This is a genomic window from Thalassoglobus polymorphus (assembly GCF_007744255.1).
Taxonomy (GTDB): Bacteria; Planctomycetota; Planctomycetia; order Planctomycetales; family Planctomycetaceae; genus Thalassoglobus; species Thalassoglobus polymorphus.
In genome coordinates this window covers 376,271-398,543 of the sequence record NZ_CP036267.1, presented here as the reverse complement: position 1 = coordinate 398,543, position 22,273 = coordinate 376,271, and the positions used below count along the sequence as shown (strand labels likewise).

General features: G+C 51.0%; 16 protein-coding genes. 9 read left to right on the top strand and 7 right to left on the bottom strand.

Annotated features, from left to right (window positions below):
• Nucleotides 1–395: 395 nt before the first annotated feature.
• Nucleotides 396–806, top strand: a complete 411-nt coding sequence (locus Mal48_RS01565) for a thioredoxin family protein (RefSeq protein WP_197441957.1) — start codon at nucleotides 396–398, stop codon at nucleotides 804–806.
• A 311-nt stretch (nucleotides 807–1,117) separates the two neighbouring features.
• Nucleotides 1,118–1,753: an NfeD family protein gene (locus Mal48_RS01560; RefSeq protein WP_197441956.1), complete on the top strand. Its 636-nt coding sequence runs from the start codon at nucleotides 1,118–1,120 to the stop codon at nucleotides 1,751–1,753.
• A gap of 58 nt (nucleotides 1,754–1,811) precedes the next feature.
• Here Mal48_RS01560 and Mal48_RS01555 read toward each other — a convergent pair whose 3' ends face one another.
• Complete coding sequence (locus Mal48_RS01555) at nucleotides 1,812–3,848, bottom strand: outer membrane protein assembly factor BamB family protein (protein ID WP_197441955.1); 2,037 nt, start codon at nucleotides 3,846–3,848, stop codon at nucleotides 1,812–1,814.
• Nucleotides 3,845–4,036 (bottom strand): hypothetical protein, encoded by a 192-nt coding sequence (locus tag Mal48_RS23060; protein ID WP_197441954.1) that lies wholly within the window; start codon nucleotides 4,034–4,036, stop codon nucleotides 3,845–3,847. The genes Mal48_RS01555 and Mal48_RS23060 overlap by 4 nt, the downstream gene beginning before the upstream one ends.
• Before the next feature lie 215 nt (nucleotides 4,037–4,251).
• Here Mal48_RS23060 and mnmA point away from each other — a divergent pair, with 215 nt between their 5' ends.
• The 5 genes from mnmA (at nucleotide 4,252) to gltX (ending at nucleotide 10,641) form a co-directional block, all read left to right on the top strand.
• Nucleotides 4,252–5,352, top strand: coding sequence for a tRNA 2-thiouridine(34) synthase MnmA (gene mnmA, locus Mal48_RS01550; protein ID WP_145195447.1), 1,101 nt, complete (start codon nucleotides 4,252–4,254; stop codon nucleotides 5,350–5,352).
• A gap of 53 nt (nucleotides 5,353–5,405) precedes the next feature.
• Nucleotides 5,406–6,323, top strand: a complete 918-nt coding sequence (locus Mal48_RS01545; RefSeq protein ID WP_145195445.1) for an NAD(P)-dependent oxidoreductase — start codon at nucleotides 5,406–5,408, stop codon at nucleotides 6,321–6,323.
• A gap of 108 nt (nucleotides 6,324–6,431) precedes the next feature.
• A complete protein-coding gene (locus Mal48_RS01540) occupies nucleotides 6,432–8,396 on the top strand; it encodes a sialate O-acetylesterase (RefSeq protein WP_145195443.1) in 1,965 nt (654 codons plus the stop codon).
• Nucleotides 8,393–8,977: a DUF447 domain-containing protein gene (locus Mal48_RS01535; protein ID WP_145195441.1), complete on the top strand. Its 585-nt coding sequence runs from the start codon at nucleotides 8,393–8,395 to the stop codon at nucleotides 8,975–8,977. The genes Mal48_RS01540 and Mal48_RS01535 overlap by 4 nt, the downstream gene beginning before the upstream one ends.
• An 80-nt stretch (nucleotides 8,978–9,057) precedes the next feature.
• Nucleotides 9,058–10,641 carry a glutamate--tRNA ligase gene (gene gltX, locus Mal48_RS01530; RefSeq protein ID WP_145195439.1) on the top strand — a complete coding sequence of 528 codons (1,584 nt, stop codon included), beginning with the start codon at nucleotides 9,058–9,060 and terminating at the stop codon, nucleotides 10,639–10,641.
• A 159-nt stretch (nucleotides 10,642–10,800) separates the two neighbouring features.
• Here gltX and Mal48_RS01525 read toward each other — a convergent pair whose 3' ends face one another.
• A complete protein-coding gene (locus tag Mal48_RS01525; protein WP_197441953.1) occupies nucleotides 10,801–12,429 on the bottom strand; it encodes a cation:proton antiporter in 1,629 nt (542 codons plus the stop codon).
• Between the two features lie 641 nt (nucleotides 12,430–13,070).
• On the opposite strand from Mal48_RS01525, the gene Mal48_RS01520 reads away from it, so the two are divergent.
• Both Mal48_RS01520 and Mal48_RS01515 read left to right on the top strand, forming a co-directional pair.
• Complete coding sequence (locus Mal48_RS01520) at nucleotides 13,071–16,424, top strand: PVC-type heme-binding CxxCH protein (RefSeq protein ID WP_145195437.1); 3,354 nt, start codon at nucleotides 13,071–13,073, stop codon at nucleotides 16,422–16,424.
• Between the two features lie 93 nt (nucleotides 16,425–16,517).
• Entirely contained in the window at nucleotides 16,518–17,414 is an 897-nt protein-coding gene (locus Mal48_RS01515) for a phosphate acyltransferase (RefSeq protein ID WP_145195435.1), read from the top strand.
• Nucleotides 17,415–17,604: 190 nt separating this feature from the next.
• Here Mal48_RS01515 and Mal48_RS01510 read toward each other — a convergent pair whose 3' ends face one another.
• From Mal48_RS01510 to Mal48_RS01495, 4 genes are all read right to left on the bottom strand, one after another.
• Nucleotides 17,605–18,813: an aminotransferase class V-fold PLP-dependent enzyme gene (locus tag Mal48_RS01510; RefSeq protein ID WP_145195433.1), complete on the bottom strand. Its 1,209-nt coding sequence runs from the start codon at nucleotides 18,811–18,813 to the stop codon at nucleotides 17,605–17,607.
• Between the two features lie 130 nt (nucleotides 18,814–18,943).
• A protein-coding gene (gene prfB, locus Mal48_RS01505; RefSeq protein ID WP_145195431.1) for a peptide chain release factor 2 occupies nucleotides 18,944–20,054 on the bottom strand; the annotation gives its coding sequence in 2 pieces (ribosomal slippage) (nucleotides 18,944–19,984 and nucleotides 19,986–20,054; 1,110 coding nt in all).
• A gap of 651 nt (nucleotides 20,055–20,705) precedes the next feature.
• Nucleotides 20,706–21,776: a tetraacyldisaccharide 4'-kinase gene (gene lpxK, locus Mal48_RS01500; RefSeq protein WP_197441952.1), complete on the bottom strand. Its 1,071-nt coding sequence runs from the start codon at nucleotides 21,774–21,776 to the stop codon at nucleotides 20,706–20,708.
• Complete coding sequence (locus Mal48_RS01495; protein WP_145195427.1) at nucleotides 21,773–22,213, bottom strand: universal stress protein; 441 nt, start codon at nucleotides 22,211–22,213, stop codon at nucleotides 21,773–21,775. The genes lpxK and Mal48_RS01495 overlap by 4 nt, the downstream gene beginning before the upstream one ends.
• Nucleotides 22,214–22,273: the final 60 nt, after the last annotated feature.

Genomic DNA, 22,273 nt, shown 5'->3' with positions numbered 1-22,273 from the left:
TCAAGCACTTTCGTGCCCGTAGTGAAATGATTCTACCAGAAAAACCACTGAACTCCACGAGACAGAGCCCGTCTATCATTTCCGAAAATGCTCTCGCTCAAGCAATCCGAGACCAAATCATCGAAATTCGGGTGAATCAGAACGTTTTGAGCAGTCTTGCCAGAGGCTGTTCATTCCTTCTCCGCGATGACGAAGCCTCCAAAAGACAGGTCGCGTATCTCTTTTCAAAGATGCCCCGCGATCAACAGTTGCAATCAGTGACAATGGTCATTGAGGTGTTGTTCGCGTTTTTCAGCCTCTCAGGATTTTTTTGCGAACAACGAAAATAGCCTGCTCATCATGTAAAACCACAAACTATGTTTGGAATGTGTTGCCCCCATTCCAAACTGGTTTTGATGATGTATTCTGGAAACACGCGGGCTCATCCCGCCTTGATTCTCGTCGCTATTCTGTTCGGACTGGCGCTTCCTTCGCTGCGCTACGCGTTCACGACTCCACCAGATGATTTCTGGTTTCAAGTTCGAGTCATTGAAAACCAGAAACCGGTCATTGTGAAATTCGGAGCGGACTGGTGCGGTCCATGCCGAGCAATGGACCCTGAACTGGCCCGGTTACGAAGTCGTTATTCCGGGAAACTGGACGTTGTCGAGATCGATATCGAGGAAAAACCACACCTCGCAAAACACTACGGAGTCAGCGGAATTCCGCGGATCTTTCTGTTCAAAGATGGCCGCCTCAAAAAGTCCCGTACCGGCTACGCCTCGCAACAAGAGCTCCTCAGTTGGTCAAAATCGTATTTCGAATAGAACGATAGAGCATCTTTCGAATTGGTTTGCAGGATCTGCCTCGTGGCGAACATCATTTTTGTTAGAGAAATGCGTTCTTCACAGGCACTCGATAGAGCAAACTGCCTTAGTGGGTGAATCCACTGGTCAGAACACCCATTCATTCGCTCTGATTTCAACATCATGAGAGATGAAAAAGCTGAGCTTTCGCCTTCGGGGCCGAAACAACCAGTGAAAGTATTGCCGATGGTTGTCTTCAAGGTAGAATGGATTTGAGCCAACTCGGTATTTGGTTGGCTGCCTTCTCAGACTTTGGAGACAGCAACTCGACTATGGATGACCAAACACTGACATTTGTATTGATGCTCATCGGGTTTGTTCTTTTGGGAGTGGAATTATTGCTCCCAACAGGCGGAATCGTAGGTGTGCTGTGTGCATGTTCTTTTTTGGGATCTGCAATTTTTGCGTACAGGGCCTGGGCTGACGTCAATCCGTTGTATTGGCGGATCTACGTGGTCACATTCCTGGCGCTCATCCCGATCACGATTTCTGGAGTGTACTATTTACTGAACAATACAAATTTCGGAAATCGTGTGCTGCTGGCTGCCCCATCCACTGAGGAAGTGACTCCGTATCAGCGAGAGATTGAACACCTACAGGAGTTGATTGGTCAGCGAGGAACTGCTCTCAGCCCGCTCACACCGGGAGGGCTCGTTCAAGTGAACGGAGAACGGCTGCATGCCATTGGTGAAGGATTCAGCATCGAGTCCGGTGTGCCGATCGAAGTCGTCTCGACGAATGGGACTCGCGTTGTGGTCCGACTCGTCGCTGCCGATGATCAGCCTGTCTCTGAAGATCAGCAAGAAGCGAAACCTGTTGAAAACCCGGATTCCGAAAGCAGTGCCAGCAATCAACCGAAGCCAACCGGTGGAATTCTCGATCCATTCGCAGATGCAGAAACCTCTTAAAGCAGCTCCCTCTACCATCGGTCTGTGAAGAACGCATTTCGGAATATTCGCCCGAAGGTCAGCGCGGGACTTCGAGCATTCTTGTATCGACTTCAATTGCCGAAAACCGATCCCCCTCATCGATGTAGAGTTTTTTCCCCGAAAGCATGAGGCCATGGGCAAGTTGTCCAGTCAGCTTTTGATACTGGTCTCGTTGAAGAAGCCTTCCAGTTTGAGCATCGAGTGTCCAAATTTCGGACGATCGAGGCCACAGAACCGTTCTCCCGATGAGTTCTCCCTGATTGGAATGTGAAGGCAACGTCGATCCCGGCTGTTTCCATTCGACTCGCCCTGTAAAGCAATCGAGGGCCATCATCCCCGGCGTCGACAAGACAAGCAAACCGTCATTGAGTCCAAGCACCTGTTGTGGAGGTTCAGCAAGAAATTGCTCCCATAACAGCGAACCCGAATACAGATCAAAGGCAGCTACGCCGTTTCGAGTGGCACAATAGACGACACCCTCTGAGGCGAAGCAACTTCTCTCTCCTGAAAATCCAGGACTGACAATTCTTGAAGTTGGGTCGATCCCCGAAATCCATTGGACCTGCCCGGAACGTTCGTGAATGCAGCAAAGAGTTTCCCCATCAATCAACCAGAGCAGGCAACCTTCGGATCGAATGATGTGATCATCAAATGAGACCGCTCTCGCATCCGGAACTTGCAAATTTGCAGCGACGTCACGAATCCATTGAACTGATCCATCTGCCTGATTCAAACAAGCGATTTGTAGTTGCGAACCAGGAGAGAGCGAACGAACAGGGAGAAGAAGCTGGTCCTGAACGATTACAGGCGAACCGGTAAAAAGCAGCTGACGATCAGGGCCAAAACCGGGAAGTGAGTCCGCTGCAACGGTCCAATCGAGTCGACCTTCTGCTTCCAAGTTGAATGCCGAAACTCGTGATTTCTCTGAGGGGGCCAAATTTCCGTCGTTTACAGAACCGGAATGCCCGGTACAAACATAGAGAATATTTTCGTGCAGAGCCCCTCTCGCAATAGCCATTTGTGATCGATCACGGCTTGGGCGATCTGCTGCTGTCTCGAACAGAAAACCATCGTCATTTTCATCCACTGGCCATGCTGATTGGCCTGTCGTTTTATTGAGTGCTCGAAGCCCGTTGGCGTCATGCAGAAGCAAAAGATCGTTCCAGAAAATTGGGCGAACAGCCTTTCCTCGCGAGGCTCCTCTTGTCATCTCGACGGACCATGCCTGTTTCTCAAGGCTGAAACGAACAGACTTAATCGGCATCAACTTGTCCAACTGCAAAAACGCTTCAGGCGGCCCCTGCCTCAACGATTGCATTTGCTGATTCAACAACTCTGCAAGATTCCCCTCCTCTCCTGCGACGCGTCCTGAAACATCGGGAGAGACGTTTTGAAGCCGTTGGAGTTTTGAGGTCGCTTCGCGAAAATGACCAGTGAGCATCTCAGCCACAATCTCACGTTTCGAAATCTCAGCAAAAGTCTCCGGCGCCAAGCGTTGTTGAACGGGCAAGAAAACTGCGGTCTCCGTTCGTGCGATTCTCCAACACCTTTTGGCGATTGAAATCCTCCCCTCTTTCCACTGTCGATCCCCGACACTCAAAAGCGTCTCTGGATTGGTTCGGCTCGTAAGTAACAGACGCCACAACTCAAACCCGTCGGACTCAATGATCGTTTCATCTGAAACGGGAGTTTCGCTCAGCGATGAAGAAGCTTCTGAAATGTGCTGAGTCAAGAAGTCTGCCAGCAAGCTCGCTTCGATTTGTTGATGCGAAGCGACTGGGACCATGATTCCAGCGAATTCGCTGCGCAACTTTTGGAGATCCTCTGCGACCCGATTGTGATCGTTCGCTTCAAGATCGAGCAGAATTCCGGTAAAAAGTCGCTCAGCATTCGCATTGATGTTCGACGAAACTTGAAGTTGATTCCGAATCACTTGTGCCGTCAAATTCGTCTGAATAACGAAGAAAAGCACCGCAACTGCAAGAAAACGAGCCTGAAAAAGAGTTCCCTGGCAAGCACAGAGAGGGCTGAGACATTGCGTGGAATCTGCAAATTTCGATGGTCTCAATGTCATTCGGGCTCTCTTAACCATTGCCCCAGCATGAATAGCACAATCCCCAACATCGTGAGAGCTGGCATCCATAAGAGTTGAAATCCAGTGCTCAACTGACGCAAAATGACGAGTGGAAGCAGAGTTAACGCTGCGAGTTGCAACAAAAATCCCAAGTTATTCTTAAACGTTTTCAATGAATTGCTCGACACAGCATGAATTCCAGAGAAAGAGATTTCAGCCCGCATCTACAAATTCAGGCTGCCGGACCATAAGATACCAGATTCAAAACCTCTCGGGAAACCAGCATAGTGAAGCTGGCTCCCAAGCTTTCTGACCTCAGAACCAATATTTTGGACCGGCTCATCCCAGACCCTTGAGTCGATCGTAACGTCTCATATCTTTCTATACGGAGAAACAATCTCAAATGCCGCGTGTTGTACTCGCCATGAGTGGAGGAGTCGATAGTTCCGCATCAGCCTGGCTCTTACAAGAACAGGGTTACGATGTGATCGGCCTGTTCATGCGCTCAGGGGCGACGGACGACACTTGCGAAACCGGAATCGGCGGAATCCCAATCGTTTCTGCGAAAGCCCATAAGCAAGGATGTTGTAGTGCCTCCGATGCCGCAGATGCACGGCGTGTTGCGGATAGCTTGGACATCCCTTTCCACGCATTGAATTTCAGCGATGGTTTCGACCAAATCAAAGAATACTTCGCAGACGAGTATCTCGCTGGCCGCACTCCCAATCCGTGTGTCATGTGCAATATCTGGTTGAAGTTTGGCAAGCTCTGGGACTTCGCACAGCAAGTCGGTGCAGACCATATCGCCACCGGACATTACGCACAGTTGCTACCGGTTGAAGGAGAAGATCGACCGGGGCTGTTTCGTGGTCTCGATCCGGGGAAGGATCAGTCTTACGTCTTGTTTGGAACTCAGCGAGACCTGTTCGATAAAATCCTGTTTCCGGTTGGGGGATACCAGAAGAGCGAACTTCGTGAGCTGGCTGCCAAAGCCGGAATCCGGACAGCCAACAAACCTGATTCTCAAGAAATCTGCTTCATCCCAGACAACGACTATTCTCGCTTCTTAAACGACTTCCGTGGTCCGCAAGAAACAGCTGGGGAACTTGTCGACACTGCCGGGAACGTTGTTGGGCAACACGAGGGCTACCAGAACTTCACGATCGGTCAACGTCGAGGCTTGGGAGTTGCTTTTGGAGATCCACGATTCGTTGTACGAATCGAAGCAGAAACAAAGCGAGTTGTGATTGGGACAAAGGAAGAATTGGGAAGAAGTTCACTCGAAGCCAACCGGGTCAATTGGTTAAAGCCGGATTTGAAGTTCCCGCTCACCGGGACCGCCCAAATTCGCTACCAACACACACCGGGAAAATGTACCGTCCACGAAATTGGAGACGACCGTATCCGTGTCGACTTCGACGACCCACAATTTGGCGTCGCCCCCGGACAGGCACTGGTCGTCTATGATGACGACCGCGTTCTAGGCGGCGGCTGGATTTTGTAATCTGTTCTGAATAGATTCATTGCTTAGCACCTGAAGAAAAGAAAGAAAATTCCATGGCAGTTTCTGAAATCGTTCCTGGCAAAACAAAAATCGGCTGGATCGGCACCGGAGTGATGGGTTCCAGCATGTGTGGACACCTCATCGACAAAGGGTTTGAAGCAACGATCTACACACGCTCGAAAGACAAAGCGAAAGCACTCATTGAAAAGGGAGCGACCTGGGTCGATTCCCCTAAAGCTGTCGCAGAAGCCTCTGACGTCATCTTCGGGATTGTCGGTTTCCCACAAGATGTTCGAGAAGTCTTCCTCGGAGAGAACGGAGCTTTAGCTGGCTCGAAGGAAGGGAACGTCTTGGTCGACATGACGACCAGCGAACCTTCGCTAGCTGTCGAAATCGCTGAAGCAGCGAAAGCCAAAGGAGTCCACTCGGTTGACGCTCCCGTTTCCGGTGGAGATGTCGGTGCCAAGGAAGCTCGACTTTCAATCATGATCGGTGGCGAAAAAGAGGTCGTCGATGCCCTCAACCCAGCTTGGGAAGCGATGGGAAAAACGATCGTGCATCAAGGTCCAGCCGGGGCTGGTCAACACACAAAAATGGTCAACCAGACATTGATCTCAAGCATGATGATCGGTGTTTGCGAAGCTCTGCTCTATGGGTACAAAGCCGGTCTTGATCTTGAAACAGTCATGAAGTCGGTCTCAACCGGAGCTGCCGGAAGCTGGTCACTGTCAAATCTGGGGCCACGTATCATGGCAAATAACTTTGATCCCGGATTCTTCGTCGAACACTTCATCAAAGACATGGGCATCGCCCTCGCAGAAAGCCGACGCATGGGGCTCTCCATGCCCGGTTTGGCACTGGCGGAGCAACTTTACCAATCGGTCAAAGCTAAAGGCTGGGGCCGCGAAGGAACCCACGCACTTATGCTGACACTCGCTGAGATGTCTGGAGTTGATTGGAAAAACCGCTAAACACCAGAAATCGAAACTCGTGCTCGCCGTACACTTCAAGTTTGCGGCGAGCATTCTTCAACTGTTCACGACAACGACGATCTTCAAAAATAAAATTCGGGAAAACAGATGAAGCCCTTGAGCACTTTGTTCGCAGTTGCGTTTTCACTTTTGGTGATTTCTTCAAACGGACCAGTTCGGGCTGAAGAAGCCGCTATTCCCGAGAAGAAGGAGAACTTCCATCTGTTCCTGCTCGTTGGGCAATCGAACATGGCGGGACGGGGCAAAGTGACGCCTCAAGACCAGCAGCCACACCCCAGAGTTTTGACGCTCAACAAGAAACAGGAATGGGCTCCCGCAGTTGATCCGCTACATTTTGATAAGCCGGGTATTGTAGGAGTTGGCATCGGGAAGACATTCGGGGCTGAAATCGCTAGCGACAATCCTGATGTCACAATCGGTCTTATCCCCTGCGGAGTCGGTGGTTCGCCGATTTCGAGCTGGCAACCGGGAGAATTCTACAAGCCGACCAAAAGCCATCCTTGGGATGACGCCATGGAGCGTGCGAAGGTCGCCCTCAAACATGGAACTCTGAAAGGGATTCTCTGGCATCAAGGTGAGTCAGACTCCAAAGAGGGACTCGCTGAGATTCACGAAGAGAAACTGCACGATTTAATTCAGAGATTTCGCTCTGAGCTGAATGCTCCGAACGTTCCATTCATCGCTGGCCAGATGGGCCAATTCTCGGAACGGCCATGGAACGACGCGAAGAAGATGGTCGATGCCGTACATCAAAATCTCCCTTCGAAGGTCAAGAACACTGCCTTTGCTTCCTCCGACGGATTGAAGCATAAAGGAGACAAAGTTCACTTCGACGCCGATTCCTATCGCGAACTCGGACGCCGCTACGCAGATGCTTACCGAAGATTAACACAGCCGAATGATGCTGCAGTCAGCCAGATGCCCTTCCGGATCGAACGGTCAATTGTCGAGCAGGGTTTTGATGGAAAGATGTGCTGGGTCCATGCTCGTGCCGGAGCGATTCCGTCTCACAGTGCCGGCAATGCCGCCGATGACCCACTGTTGGTGATGACAACACAAAAGCTGCAATTAAGCGGTTCAGATGTTTTCTACGCCTTACACTCAGCGACCTCTCCCAGCAACCAGGACAAGTGGTCGCCACTGACTGAACAGGAAGTTTTCAAAAGACAAACCGCTGAAGATGGCACGGAAATGACAGTCTGCGACTTCACACCGAAGTGGCACGCCGCGACTGGCAAACTCCTCGGAATCGGTCATACGGTTGTCTACGAAAACAACCGTGTGAAACATGTCCGCCCTCGTGCTTCTGCGTACTCTGTCTTCGATCCACAATCGCGTCGCTGGACAAAATGGAAATCACTCGAACTTCCCGACCTCCCCAAATTCAAAAACGCTGGTGCCGGTTCTGTTCAGCGAGTCGACTTGCCCAACGGGGATATCCTGCTGCCGATCTACTTCAAAGTTCCGGGAGAAACTCAATACAGTACGACCGTGTTAAAGTGCAGCTTCGACGGGAACAACTTAACTTACCTTGAGCACGGCTCTGAACTGACCGTTCCGATCAAGCGTGGACTGTACGAACCTTCTATCGCGACGTTCGATGGCAAGTTCTTTTTGACGATGCGAAATGATGATCGCGGATACGTTTCCACCAGCGACGATGGCTTGAAGTTCTCCGAGCCGAAAGTCTGGGCATTTGATGATGGACAGGAACTCGGAAACTACAATACGCAACAGCATTGGGTTTCACATGAATCTGGACTGTATCTGGTTTACACCCGCAAAGGTGCGGACAACGATCATGTCTTCCGGCATCGTGCCCCACTCTTCATCGCGAGAGTGAACCCGGAAACACTTCAAGTGATTCGTGCCACAGAGCGTGTTCTGGTTCCAGAGAAGGGAGCGCGACTTGGTAACTTTGGCGTGACTGAAGTCAGCTCAAACGAATCTCTCGTAACGGTCACAGAATGGATGCAACCGGCTGGCGTCGACAAACATGGCAGCAACAATCGTATCTGGATTGCAAAGCTTCTCTGGGACGATGAGCAGTGATCATTGAAGGACTCTGCACGACCTTAAATCCTGACGAAAGCGTGAACATCGCTCCCATGGGTCCAGTCGTTAATGAAGAGTTGACTTCGTTCCTGTTCCGTCCGTTTCAGTCATCGACGACCTTTCAAAACCTGAAAAAGACTGGTCAAGGTGTGTTTCATGTCACAGACGAAGTCGACATGATCGCAAAGACCGCGATTGGACAGCTAGAGACTCAACCAGAGCTTCTTGCTGCGAAAGAGATTCAAGGCAAGGTGATTGCAACGGCCTGTCGCTGGTATGAGTTTGAAGTGGTTTCCATTGATGATTCTCAGCAGCGAACTGAAATCACGACGGAACTGAAACATGTCGGCCATCTCAGAGATTACTGGGGCCAGAACCGTGCCCGCAACGCGATCCTCGAAGCCGCCATCCTTGCCACTCGATTGCACATACTCGACACCAAAGGCGTGAACAAGCAAATCGCCAGCTTGAAAATCATTGTCGAGAAGACCGCAAACGAAAAAGACGCTGAAACGTTTTCAATCATTGAGCGATATATCTCCGACACGATTGCATCAATCAAGGCGAATTCAAGCTGAGTCCTCGCGACTGCCGCATTGGGAATTTCTATTAAAAATCGTCGGCAACCTGTGTTGAACCGACTTGAGGTGTTTGAAGAATGTCAAAAGTACGAACTCGATTTGCTCCGTCCCCCACCGGTTACATGCACATAGGCGGGATGCGAACGGCTCTATTCAACTGGTTATGGGCGCGACACAATGGCGGAGAATTCATTCTCCGAATTGACGACACCGATCAGGCCCGCAATATGGATGAGGCACTCGGGCCGATTCTGGACGCATTTCGCTGGTTGGGGCTCGACTGGGACGAAGGACCGGAAGTCGGCGGAGACCATGGCCCATACTTTCAATCTCAGCGTTCTGAACTCTACACGTCAGCTTGCGAAAAACTCCTCGCAGCGGGGAAAGCATATAAAGATTTCGATCCCCCTGCCCTCACGCAGCAGGACCGTGAAGCAGCTGAAAAAGAGAAGCGACCATTTCTCAACATCAGACGATCACTCGAACTGACAACAGCACAAGTCGAAGAGAACGAAGCTGAAGGCAAACCGTACGTCATTCGCTATCTGGTCGACCGCACTCAAAAAGTCAGCATTGATGACCACGTTCGTGGGCACGTGGAATGGGACTGCAGCCTTATCCCCGACCCAGTCATCATGCGTGGTGATGGCACTCCACTCTACAATTTCGCCACCGTTGTTGATGACGCACAATTGGAGATTTCGCACGTCATTCGGGCAGAAGAACACCTGACGAACACAGCAGTCCAGGTAATGCTCTTTGGTGCTTTGGGATACGACTTACCAGAGTTTGCACACATTCCATTTGTGGCAGCCCCCGGAACGAAAGAGAAGCTCAGCAAACGAGAAAAGAAGATTGAGAAGTATCGAAAAAATCCGCAGTTCAAAAAACTCTTCGATATCGCCGACGAAGTTTTGCCGAAGCTGGGGCTCGGAAATTCTGAAACGCTCAACCCTGTGATGGTCTCGTACTACGACGCTGTCGGGTTCCTGCCCGGTGCAGTCTTCAATGGACTTGCCAGACTTGGCTGGTCCTACGATGACAAAACCGAAAACATGTCTCGTGAGTTTCTCATCGAGAATTTCTCGCTCGACCGAGTTGTCAAATCGTCCGCTGGTCTCGATCCAGATAAGCTGTTGTCGTATCAAGAGTATTGGATCGGGCAATTTTCGCTCACAGAAAAAGTTGATCACTGCTTACGATTTTTGCAAGAAGCAAAGTTCATCACGGGCGATGCCGACGAGGCGACTCGTTCAAAGGTCGAGCGACTGATTGCCGCTCTTGACGATCGTATTAAGCTCTTCAGCGACATCCTCAGCTACGAAGAATACTTCGTCACGGATGAAGCACTTGTCTTTGATAAAAAGGCGTTCAAGAAACGAATCAGCAAACCGGAACAAGCCACCGCACTCCTCGCGAAGTATCGTGACCATATTGCTCAGCGAGAGGATTTCAAGGCGAGCGAACTGGAAGAGGACTTCAAAACATGGCTCGATGCGAACGACCTCGGTTTCGGGGACATCATCCACGCTTTGCGTGTTGCAACGACAGGCAAACCAGCCGGACCGGGAATGTTTGAGTGCCTGGAACTGCTGGGTAAAGAGAGTTGCATCAATCGTATCAATCGAGCGATTGAATTGGCGAACTCGGCAACTGAGTAAGTATGGGAGTCTTTTTGCCCGGGACAATGGTCCCGGGCTACACACGCTCACCCGGCCACACAGGCAGACCCGCTACTCAAGTGAGAGTCGTGCAACGAGCATCGCGCTATGAACGTCGCACAAGTAGGATTTCTGCCTGCTTGGGCCAGAAACCTCGGCCTACGCAGCCTTTTCCCCGGGTACGGGTTTATTCATTGACCATTTCAAGAGTGGTGGCGTGACCATTGTTGTCAGAATGACCATGACAATAATCGCTGAGTAGGTATCGGAAGTGATGACTGATTCGCCATTTGCAACGAGTCCAAGACCGACGTTGGCGAAGATCAGTCCAACCTCTCCACGCGGAATCATCCCCAAGCCAATCGCCAGTTTGTTGAGACCTTTCTCCATAACACCGAAAGAGCAAACCTGCTTTCCAAGTACCGCAGCCACGGTGATTGAACCAGCGAGCAGCCAGACTTTCGGGTTCGCAAAGCTGTTCAGGTCGACCATAATCCCCATCTGAACGAAAAAGATAGGAACCAGCAGTGCGGTGAGCGGCCCAAGAGCAGCTTCCAGGTCGAGATGTTCTTTCTTACCCAGTTCCTGATAGTGGGCTTTTTCAAGAATGAGCCCAGCTGCAAATGCTCCCACAATCGGTGCCAGTCCAACGAGGTTTGCAATGTAAGAGAGCCCAAAGCAAATCACCAAACTGGTCGCAACGAGGAGTCCACGACCTCGCAGATAGCTGGCTGCTGCGAAAAGTGGTTTGACGACAAGTTGAGTTCCCAGCGTGACTGCGAGAATCAAAAAACCGACAGACTTGCCGACAATGACTCCCAGACTTGCTACGTCAAAGTTGTCACCCTGTTCGATAATTCCGGAAACCACTGTCAGGATAATGAGGCCAAGGACATCATCAATCACAGCAGCTCCGAGGATGACTTGAGATTCCCGTTGCTGTGAGCGACCAAGGTCTTTCAATACGCGAGCAGTAATGCCAACGCTCGTCGCACACAACGTTGCCCCCAGGAATAGCCATACCTGCCAAGGCTCATGAGGGAGAAACAGCCAGCCGCAGCCAATTCCCAAAATCAATGGAGCAATCACCCCCAGAATCGCGACGAGCAAAGCGGAGACGCCCACTTTCATCATATCGCGGACGTTTGTTTCCAAACCAACTTCGAAGAGTAACAGCACGACGCCGATTTCAGCGAGCATCTTGAGAGCTGCCCCGGTGTTATACACATCACCGATCGAGTGCTCCGCCGGAGCTTTCAGGAAATCGAAGCCACCCCAGTCGGTCAACAGCAGGATATTTCCTAAAATAATCCCCACGGTTAATTCACCAAGGACGGCTGGCATCCCGACTCGCTCGAAAAGATCACCCATAATCTTCGCCAGCAGCAGGATGAGAACAATCGCCGCGAAGAGTGGCGCGGCGACGTTCGCATGTCCACCGGCATGCTGCTCTTCTTTGTGTTCTTCGATATGAGCAGAGCCCGCTTCTGCGTTGCCGTTATCTTCTTTGGTTGTGTGCGTTTCTTGCTCGCTCCTAAGCTGATTGCTGTCGGAGTTATTAGTGTCTGCAGTGTCTGCAGTGTCTGCAGTGTCTGCAGGTGCTTGAGCAGTTGCTGTCGCCGGATCAGTGACTGCATCCTGCCCGACAACATTTGTTGAGAATGGCAAGCCGGAGCAGAACGGCAGAATCAGCAACAAAGCCAGAATATAAACCGATTTTGGAATCGATCTTTTTCTTCTTTGGGCCAAGTTGAGCAAGTTTTTTGTTGGACGGTGTACGCGGGACAAGGGAAACGCTCCTGGCGATTCAGTGCAGATGGATCGGACGATTTAGTCGCCCCAACAAAGCCGAAAAGAGATTGCACTCCCGGAGAAGTACAACGACCTTCGCAGCCATGCTAGCGTTCCTAAGTGGTCTTACTTTGTCCCAGGCATCAGCGAAAAGTGAGTTCAGAACGGGGAATTTCCACAAATGAAGCTCCCCAGAGGGCGTAATTTAACAAGTCTTGGCATTTCGCAAGCCTGCATTGCGGCAAATTTGGAAATCCCGATATGATCCGAACCTTATCAAGAAACTGAAACATGGCAAGATTTGTGTCAAGCGTTCAGATTTTCAAGAATCGCTACGGACTGAGACCAGGAGGTTTTCAGAGAGTGTCAGCCTGAAATCGGTCTGACTTGCGATTCATTGGCTCAGCATTTTGAGCGATGTCTGTATCTAGAATATTTTGGAAACGATGTGCGCGTTCAGTCTCGTGGTGTGCAGCGTTTTCACTCATGAAAGATGTTCTTCGCAGACACGAGAAACACGAAAGTCTTCCAGAACTGATCTGAAAACTTGAATTCGCTCTCTTAAACACTGAGAGAAGTGACTACCCCGCAAGCTTTTGGACTGATTCTAGCACTGCTTTTGAATTGATGGATGAAAAATGAAACTGATGGATCGATTCTCACCGACCTTTCTGCTCTCCAAATCGATTGTTAGGAAAGTGTTAACCACGCTGCTGGTCTTGAGTGGAATCAACTCAAGCCTGATCGCTCAGGAACCCCTCGGAGTCCAGGTCCCCGAGGGTTTTGAAGTGACACTTTATGCAGATGACGATCTTGCCCACGATATCTACTCGATGACAATCGATTCGTTCGGTCGAGTGGTCGTCTCCGGCGCTGGATACATCAAAATCCTCATTGATACCGACAAAGACGGGATCGCGGATACCACGAAAACTTTCGTCGATGGTCCGAAAGCAGGGGCTCAGGGGATGTATTTTGTCGGACAGGATCTATTGTGTGCCGCCGATGGTGGGCTGATTCGCTACAAAGACCGAAACGCCGATGACCGGGCCGACGGAAAACCGGACCTGTTCTGGAAGATCAAAACTGGTGGTGAACATGATTTGCATGCGATGCGAAAAGGACCAGATGGCTGGTGGTACGTCATCGCTGGCAACATGGCCGGAATCAATAAAGACTATGTAACGCTCGAAACATCTCCGGTGAAAGACCCACAAGCTGGCACCATTTTGCGTTTCAGCCCGGATTTATCTGAGAGTGAAGTCTACGCACACGGATTCCGAAATGCTTATGATTTCGATTTTGGAGCGACCGGAGACCTCTTCAGTTTTGACAGCGATGGCGAGCGAGACATCAGCCTACCGTGGTATCGTCCAACAAGAGTCTTCCATGTTCTCCCCGGATCTCATCAAGGATGGTTCACGCGAAGCTGGAAACGTCCTGACTGGTTCTTCGACATGCCTCCAGTTGTTGGTGCGTTCGGACGCGGTTCGCCCACGGGAGTCGAAACTTATCGGCACACTCAATTCCCGGAAGAATACTCCGGAGCCCTCTTCGTTCTCGACTGGACTTATGGACGTGTTCTGGCACTACCGCTTCAACAAGATGGAAGCACTTGGAGTAGCCAGCCAATCGAATTCATGACAGCTGTGGGACAACACGGATTTGCCCCCACTGATGTTGCTGTCGGCGCGGATGGTTCACTGTATGTGAGTGTCGGAGGCCGCGGAACACGCGGAGGCGTCTACCGAATTCGAGCCAAGGAAGAGTCGCCCCTCAGTCGAACGCTGCCGTATGGCTCGATCATTCCGATTTCAAAACAGCAGAAACTCGAGCAGTGCCTACAGGCGCCTCAACCGCTCAGCAGTTGGTCCCGCCGCATCTGGGAACCACTTGTTGCAGACCTGACGAGCGAACCCTTCATCACGGCTGCTCTAGATCGAAACTTACCAGCTGACCAACGCGTGCGCGCCATTGAGATTTTGACAGAGAAATTCGGCGGCCTCGACGTCGACCTGATCTCAGCCCTCTCTGTTGATGAAGAACCTCTCGTTCGCATGCGAGTCGCGTGGGCGATTGGACGCTCAGATTCAGAAGAACCCAACTTCCGCGAACTCTCTCCATACTTGAAAGACTCTGACCCCAGAGTGGTCCGGGCTGCGATGGAAGCGTTGCTAGGGGCGAAGAACTCCAATTTCACTGAGTACGTCGACCTCATCGGTGAGCAACTTGGAAACAACGATAAGTTTGTTCGCCAAACGGCTTCACGTATTCTGGAAAATGTGCAAGGAAGCATCTTCCGTGACATGGCTGCCAAAGGTTTTCAAACTGGCTGGGAAGCCTCCATTCCTGTCACGGCAGCGTTTGCAAAGAAAAACGAAGGGGTGCAAAAGTACCCTATCGATATTGCCCTGCGAATTCTGAAGTCGGACCGTAACGATGCTCTGAAACTGGAAGCAGTCCGCATTCTTCAACTCGGACTGGGAGACCTGGTTCCGAACTCAGCAGAGATAGACCCTGTCTTCGATGGTTATGCATCTCCAGAGAATTTGAAGGAGCACCCGGAAGAATTGAAACTTGTCAACGATGCACTCAATTCTCTGTACCCAACTGGAAATGAGAAACTCGATTGGGAACTCGAGCGCGTACTCGCAATGATCGAATCTGGAAACGAGGAGTTGCTCGACAAATTAACCGAGAAAATCAACGACGACTCTCATCCGGTCGATGACATTCACCGAATGATTGTAGCTTCCCGGATGACAGCTCCGCGCACTCCGGAACAACGCGTGCGAATCGCCGAAGGCCTTGTGAACCTTGAAGCGAAGATTGCAAAACTTAATTTGAGACAGGACAGTAACTGGGCAGATCGAACTCTGGAAATGTACACATCTTTGGTCGATCAGGACCGGGAGCTTCCGGTTTCGATTCTGGAATCAGAAGGATTTGGTCATCCGGGACATGTGCAACTGATTAGTGAGTTCCCGCCTGAGCGTTTTGACGACGCCATTGAAGCATTTTCAAAACGGGCTCACAACGATCCAGACTACCAATGGAATGCTGAAGTGATTCAGCTTCTCGCAGCTTCTCCCCACGAAAAAGATCAGCAGTTGATCCGCAGCAAGTTCGACGATTTTGCACTCAGAAACGCAGTCATCGTCGCCTTGACCGGGGAACCACAAGAAAGTGACAGAGAGTATATCTACCTGGCACTGGAATCGGCTCCGATGGAAATCATGCAAGAGTGCATCACCGCACTTGGGTTGCTCTCTGCTTCAGAATCCGGGGCCGAGAACGTCGCCATGGTTCGCGCTCTGCGACGTCTCGGAAGTGATTCGGAAGAACGCCAACTGCGTGACCAACTCGTGGAACTGCTCCGTCGAAACACCGGCTTGAATTTCAATTACAAATTCGGGCAAAACGGTGATCCTCAAAAACAAATTGTTGACGAATGGACCGCTGCGATTCAAGAGAAGTTTCCTCAGGAATACACAGCTCAAGCAGGTGAAGATGGCCAAGACATTAACGACTTGAAAGCTCGCCTCTCAAAGATCGACTGGACCAAAGGGAGCGCTCTCGCCGGGGCACAGCTCTTCAGGTCGCGTGGTTGCATTCAGTGCCATGGCGGACGAAAAGCCCTAGGCCCCGATCTCAGCGGTGTCGCGAACCGTTTTTCACAAGAGGACCTGTTTACAGCCATTGTTTTTCCGAATCGAGATGTCTCCCCCCGATATCAAACGACGCAAATCGCCACGAAATCGGGACAAGTCCATACCGGTCTCATCGTTTATGAATCAGTCGACGGACTCGTCTTACGAGATTCGAACAATCAGACATTCCGCATCGAGACGGAGAACATTGAAGCACGACGACGACGAAATCAGTCGCTAATGCCGTCTGGGTTGCTGAAGGATCTATCTGACCGTGAATTCGCACACCTGAACGCATACATGAAGAGTCTCGGAAAACGTCAGACAGCGGAGTCCCCGTAAAAGCGAGCAGATTGCTCTATCGTCACCCCGTCCACAAAGCAGATCGCGAATAAGATTTCGAAAGCTGTTCTACACAAAATTGAGTTCAAACAGATGCCGCTGAAAAGTTTCGAAGAACTGTACGCGACAGCTGACAAGTTGTCTTCACCCGTTCCCGTTGCAGCTGCCGGGGGTGCGGACTCAACTGTCATTCAGGCACTTGAGCTGGCTCGGCGACGCGGTTGGGTCAAACCAATTCTCACTGGAGACCTACAAGCAATTCGAGAGCGGGCAGACTCTCTGGATGTCGACATTTCTCAATTTCAACTGATCGAAGAGGAACCGGACTCTGCGAGAATCGCAGTAAAAGAGGTCAAAGAAGGTCGTGCCCAATTGTTGATGAAAGGGCAGATCTCAACTCCTTATCTCATGCAGGCGATCTTGGACAAAGAACATGGCTTACGGAGCGGAAAGACGATCGGTCAAATCGTATTAATGGAAATTGCCAAGGATCAGCGGAGCTTTCTCATGACTGACACTGGCGTCACAATAGACCCCAGCGTCAAGCAAAAAACCGAATTGGTCGAGAGCGTTGTTGAAGTCGCACAGAAGTTGAGTTGCCCAAATCCTCGCATCGCACTGATGTCCGCCACTGAAAAAGTGACCGCTGCCTTGCCAGATACGCAGGTCGCAGACGAGATTGTTCAGCTTGCGAATCAAGGAGAATTTGGCGAGTGCATCGTGCAGGGTCCACTCTCATTCGACCTCGCCTACGCCGTCGATGCCGGAGTCAAAAAAGGAATCGATGGCGACGTCACCGGAGCAGCTGATGCGATGATATTCCCGAACCTTCTGGCCGCTAACCTGACGGTCAAAGGAATCATGTACACCGCCGCGTGTCAGTTTGGCGGAATCCTCTGCGGGACAAGCAGTCCAGTCGTTTTCATGTCCCGCGCAGATAGTGTCGAAACCCGTTTGAACTCACTGGCCTACGCACTCCACCTGCTATAGAGCATCTTTCGAATTGGTTTGCAGGATCTGCCTCGTGGCGAACAGCATTTTTACTACAAGCCGTCTCAAAACCCATGGAATCGCGATTCCTTACTCTGTAACAGAGAAGCGAACAGTAAGGTTTGAGACAAGTTCTAGAAAAATGCGTTCTTCACAGGCACACGGTAGAGCAAACTGCTTTAGGGAAAATTCAGGCTTGCAAGCCAGTTCGGGTCCTCCAATCCTGAAGCAGTTGGACCAGCCGATCGATCTGCTCCGGCGTATTATACAACTGACACGAAACTCTCACGTGCCACTGCTGATGCCATTCGAAAACCGGAACTTCCAATTGATGCTCCGTTGCCAGCCATTTCTGTAATGGGTGCGGCTCGCCCGGTTTGAGACTCGCAGTTTCGCCCGCATCAAATGGGACGGTCACCATCGATCCGTACCATTCTTCCGAGTCCTCAGAGAGTGGGGAGTGGTCGGTCATTTCCAAAATACGCTCTCTCGCATATCTGGCCAGGGCGTGTGTTTGCTCCCGAAATCGTTTGAGGCCAATCTCTTTGAAAAACTGAATCGCGGTCGGGATGCTCAAGTATCCGGTTGGGTCGAATGTCCCTGGCCAGTGGAATTCGTCCGTCCATTGTGCATCATCACCTTGCAAGCTGCGGCCCCAGCTAATGGTGTTCGGAACCAGCCCCTGCTTATGCTTCGACTTCACGTAAAGGAATCCGGTTCCGAACGGAGCGCATAACCATTTGTGAGTACTGGCGCAATAAAAATCACAACCTATCGAACGAAGATCGACGTCCACCATGACAGGAGCATGCGGACCATCAATCACAACCATGAGCCCGGACTTTTTGGCTCGCTGGCAAATTTCTTTCACCGGAAGAATCACGGCTGTCGGTGAAGTGACATGGCTGACGACAAGAATTCGCGTCTTCTCAGTCACCGCCGCGAAGATGGCCTCGACGACTTCATCTTTCGATTGCAGCGGTTGCGGCAATCGGACGAGCACCGTCTTCGCCCCCACCTGCTTACAGGCATTCCCCCAAATCCGAACCACGGCACCATACTCATGGTCTGTCAGCAGGACTTCATCGCCTGCTGCCAGCGGAACGTTCTTTGCAACGACGTTCATTCCTTCAGTCGCATTTGGAACGCAGGCCAGGTTGCCCTGTTCGCAGTTCAGAAACGCTGCCAGTGATTGAGTTGTTTCTTTCAACAGCCGAGGTGTCGTGCGAATCAAAAACTCCATCGGCTGAGATTCCAGCTCAGCGAGAAGTTCCATTCGCTTCTCCTGAACCGGCAACGGCGACGGCCCAAATGATCCATGATTCAGGTACGTACACCCCTCGGCGATTCGCCAATGATGAACAAATTCGGTCCAGTTGAATGTTTCGGTTGGCGGCATTATTGAAAGGTTCTCTCTGTGGAGCACAGCCAAAATTGGCAGTTTCGTTCTGCCTCGTGGCGAGGCAGAACTTAAACACCAATTCGAACGATGCGACAAGGTTCGAAGTGATTCAAACTGTGTATTGCGATTACTTTGCAATGCTCCATCGCAAGTAGGCTTCGATCAGTTCGTCCAGGTCGCCATCGAGGATCTCGAACGGGTTATTCAGCTTGAGCTCCATGCGATCGTCTTTGACGTACTGCTGTGGCTGCAGGACGTAGTGACGGATGGTTTGACCTCCAAAACCGATTTTGGATTTCTCACCTCTTCGAGCAGCCGTTGCGGCACTCTGTTTTTCCTGCTCAATCTGAAACAACTTTGCCTGCAACATTTTTCGAGCTGAAGCTCGGTTTTTATGCTGGCTGCGCTCGTTTTGACATTGCGACACCACACCGGTTTCCAAGTGAGTTAAGCGGACAGCGGAGTCCGTTTTGTTGACATGCTGACCACCTGCCCCCCCTGCGCGGTAAGTATCTTCTCGGACATCTTTCTCCCAGTTGATCTCGATCACTTCGACATCACCAAGATCGGGGATCACATCGACCGCGCAGAACGAGGTGTGCCGACGCCCTGCCGAGTCGAATGGACTGATGCGCACTAAGCGATGATTACCGGTCTCCCCTTTGAGGTAGCCAAAGGCATACGCCCCTTTGACATGCAGGGTCACATTTCGCAAGCCTGCTTCTTCCCCTTCGGATTGGTCGATCACTTCCGCTTTGAATTTGTTGTTTTCAAACCAGCGCAGGTACATTCGCATCAGCATTTCACAGAAGTCTGCAGAGTCCGTTCCTCCTTCGCCAGCCTGAATCGTCAGGTAAGCGTTCCCGGAGTCCTCTGGGTTTTTCATGCTCGATTGAAGCTCGATCGCTTCCAGTTGCTTTTGGAGTGCCTCGACCGTCGTGCGCAGTTCCTCCTCGGAAGAGCTCTCGTCATCTTCCATTTCTGCAAACTCGATCAACACTTCCATATCGCCAGCACCGGTAGAGAGTTCCCCGACAGGCTTAATCACAGCGTTGAGCCGTTGCATTTCGCTAATCAATTCTTGAGCCTTCTCCTGTTCATCCCAGAAGTCCGGCGCAGTCATCAATTTGTCGATTTCGGCAACACGTTCTACTTTGATGTCGTAGTCAAAGAGAGTCCTTTAGCTGAACAATGCGCTCCATCAACATCGTTGCAGTTTCTCGTAATTCACTATCCATCACTCAATGACTTTCTTTTTATGGTTCTTTGGGAATTTTCGCGGCTACAAATCATTCGCAGTAGAATCTCACCGCAGAGGGACCGGGAAGGAAAGCAAAAGCTGCCTTAATCAAGTGAATGCTTCACGTGGTTCCGACCCCTGTGGTGTTGGTCGCAAGTCTCACTCTTGCAGTCCCCAGGAATGAAATTTGATTTGTGTCAGGTCAACAGGCATTCAGGATTATTCCGAGTTGTTACTCTCAGTCCTCTACTGCAAATCATCCAATTTCATCACAAGAAAAACGATCGAACTCGGCGATCAATTTTTTCTTTGATGAGTTTTTGTTTCTGGTTTTCTGCGTGGAAACCAATCTTAGAGATTTCAGCGATGGCAAGCCAGCAATCTAAACTCGAATGCAGCGACAATACGTACAACTGACGCAATGGGCACGGATGCAACGGATCAAGCAGATTGACAAGCAGACTGAAACGGAGCAACTTTGGTGAAGGTGAAACGGTTTCTCTCTATATCCTTTGACGACTTCGTCCCGTACTGCGGAATTTTCTGATCACACTTTTCGAATGGGTATTCGCGTTCTTTGGCGAACAGCAAAATTGCTGCTGAAAAGCGCTCTGCGCGAACGCACGTCAGGGCAGAACGCTCGACGGAATCAGGTTCGTTCGACATTGAGGAAACTGAGTTTGTCAGCAAGCGTTCGCTGCAGGAGTGGTTCGGTCTCCAGGAATTCCAATTCGATATCGACCGCCCAGAGCGGAATTCGCCCGATCTGATCCGAACGGATTTTGACGAGATCTTTTCGAGTAACAATGAGAGCTTCTGCGTACTGAGTCGTCGCCCAGATGGCGACATTGTTGAGATCGTCTTGAGTGTAGTGGTAATGATCCGGGAAAGCTCGAAAGCGGTTGTCGGAGACAGCCAGCCCAACTCCGGAAAGTGTCCTTCGAAAACCTCCCGGATTCCCGATCCCTGCGAACGAGCAGGTTCGTTTTCCATTCAAATCTGCAAATGGAAGTTTTACTCCGCTTGAATTCACAAGTCCGGTCGCTGTGAATGCGCTGGCAATAACAGGCGCCTCGACCATCTTCGAAAGTTGAGTCTTGAGCTCTTTGAGTCGCGTTGCTGTCACGAGGTCGCAGCGTGTCAGTAAGATCGCATCTGCACGGCGAAGGCTCCGCAACGACTCCCGCAACAGGCCGCGCGGCAGCAAATGCCCATGTCCCCAAGGGGTGAGTGCGTCGATTAAAACGAGATCGAAATCACGGTGTAAGCGACGATGTTGAAACCCATCATCCAGCACAATGACAGAGCAGCTCGAATCTTGAATGAGGCGAGCGGCCCCGGTCACACGATCTCGGTTTTGCAGGTGTGACACGCCCGGGCAAAGCTGATCGAGCAACAATTTTTCGTCGTTCGCTTCTCCGTCGAGGCTCTGGTATCCGCGGCTTAAGATTGCTGGTGTTTCGTGTTGCTGTTGCAGCCAGTTGACAAGCCAGGCAACAGTTGGAGTCTTCCCGGTTCCACCTGTGGTGACATTTCCGACGGAAATGACCGGTCTCTCTGCTTGATGAACTCGCTTGAGACCGGCGTCGAATAATGCATTACGCAGCCCCACCGCGCAGCCGTAGAACGGTTCTGCAACGCTCAGTCCTGCACGCAGGGAAGAAGGGAGGATTCCTCGGCTTTGACCTGAAACAAGATCAATGAAAAACGATTCGGTCACTCGGCGTCCTGTCTTCGCAGAACCAAAACCGCACAGTGAGCATGTCGAATGACCGACTCTGCAACGGACCCCAGCAACATGCGTTTGATGCCATGATATCCATGAGAGGAAATAACGATCAGGTCAGCTTCAACTTCATTCGCGTAGGTGGTGATCTCATGTCCCGGGCTTCCGACTCGAACTTCTAAATTCGCTCCGCCGGCACCATGGTCGAGTAAAAACTGAGTTGCGTATTCCTTCACAGACGCCTTACGAGTATCGTCTGACAATTCTCCCCAGACAACGGCTGGTGAAATTGCTTCCAGTGGAGGCAAAACATGAATCACATGCACCTTCGTGGCGTCTCCTGCCATTTCCACTGCAACGCTCAATGCATTTTGAGACTCTTCAGAGAAATCAACAGGGACAACTACTTTCTCGCGTTTCAAATTTGACATCCGAAAACCTGCTGGAAAAGATTGGACGGCGAAGAACTTTTTTGAAAACCGGTGCTGTGA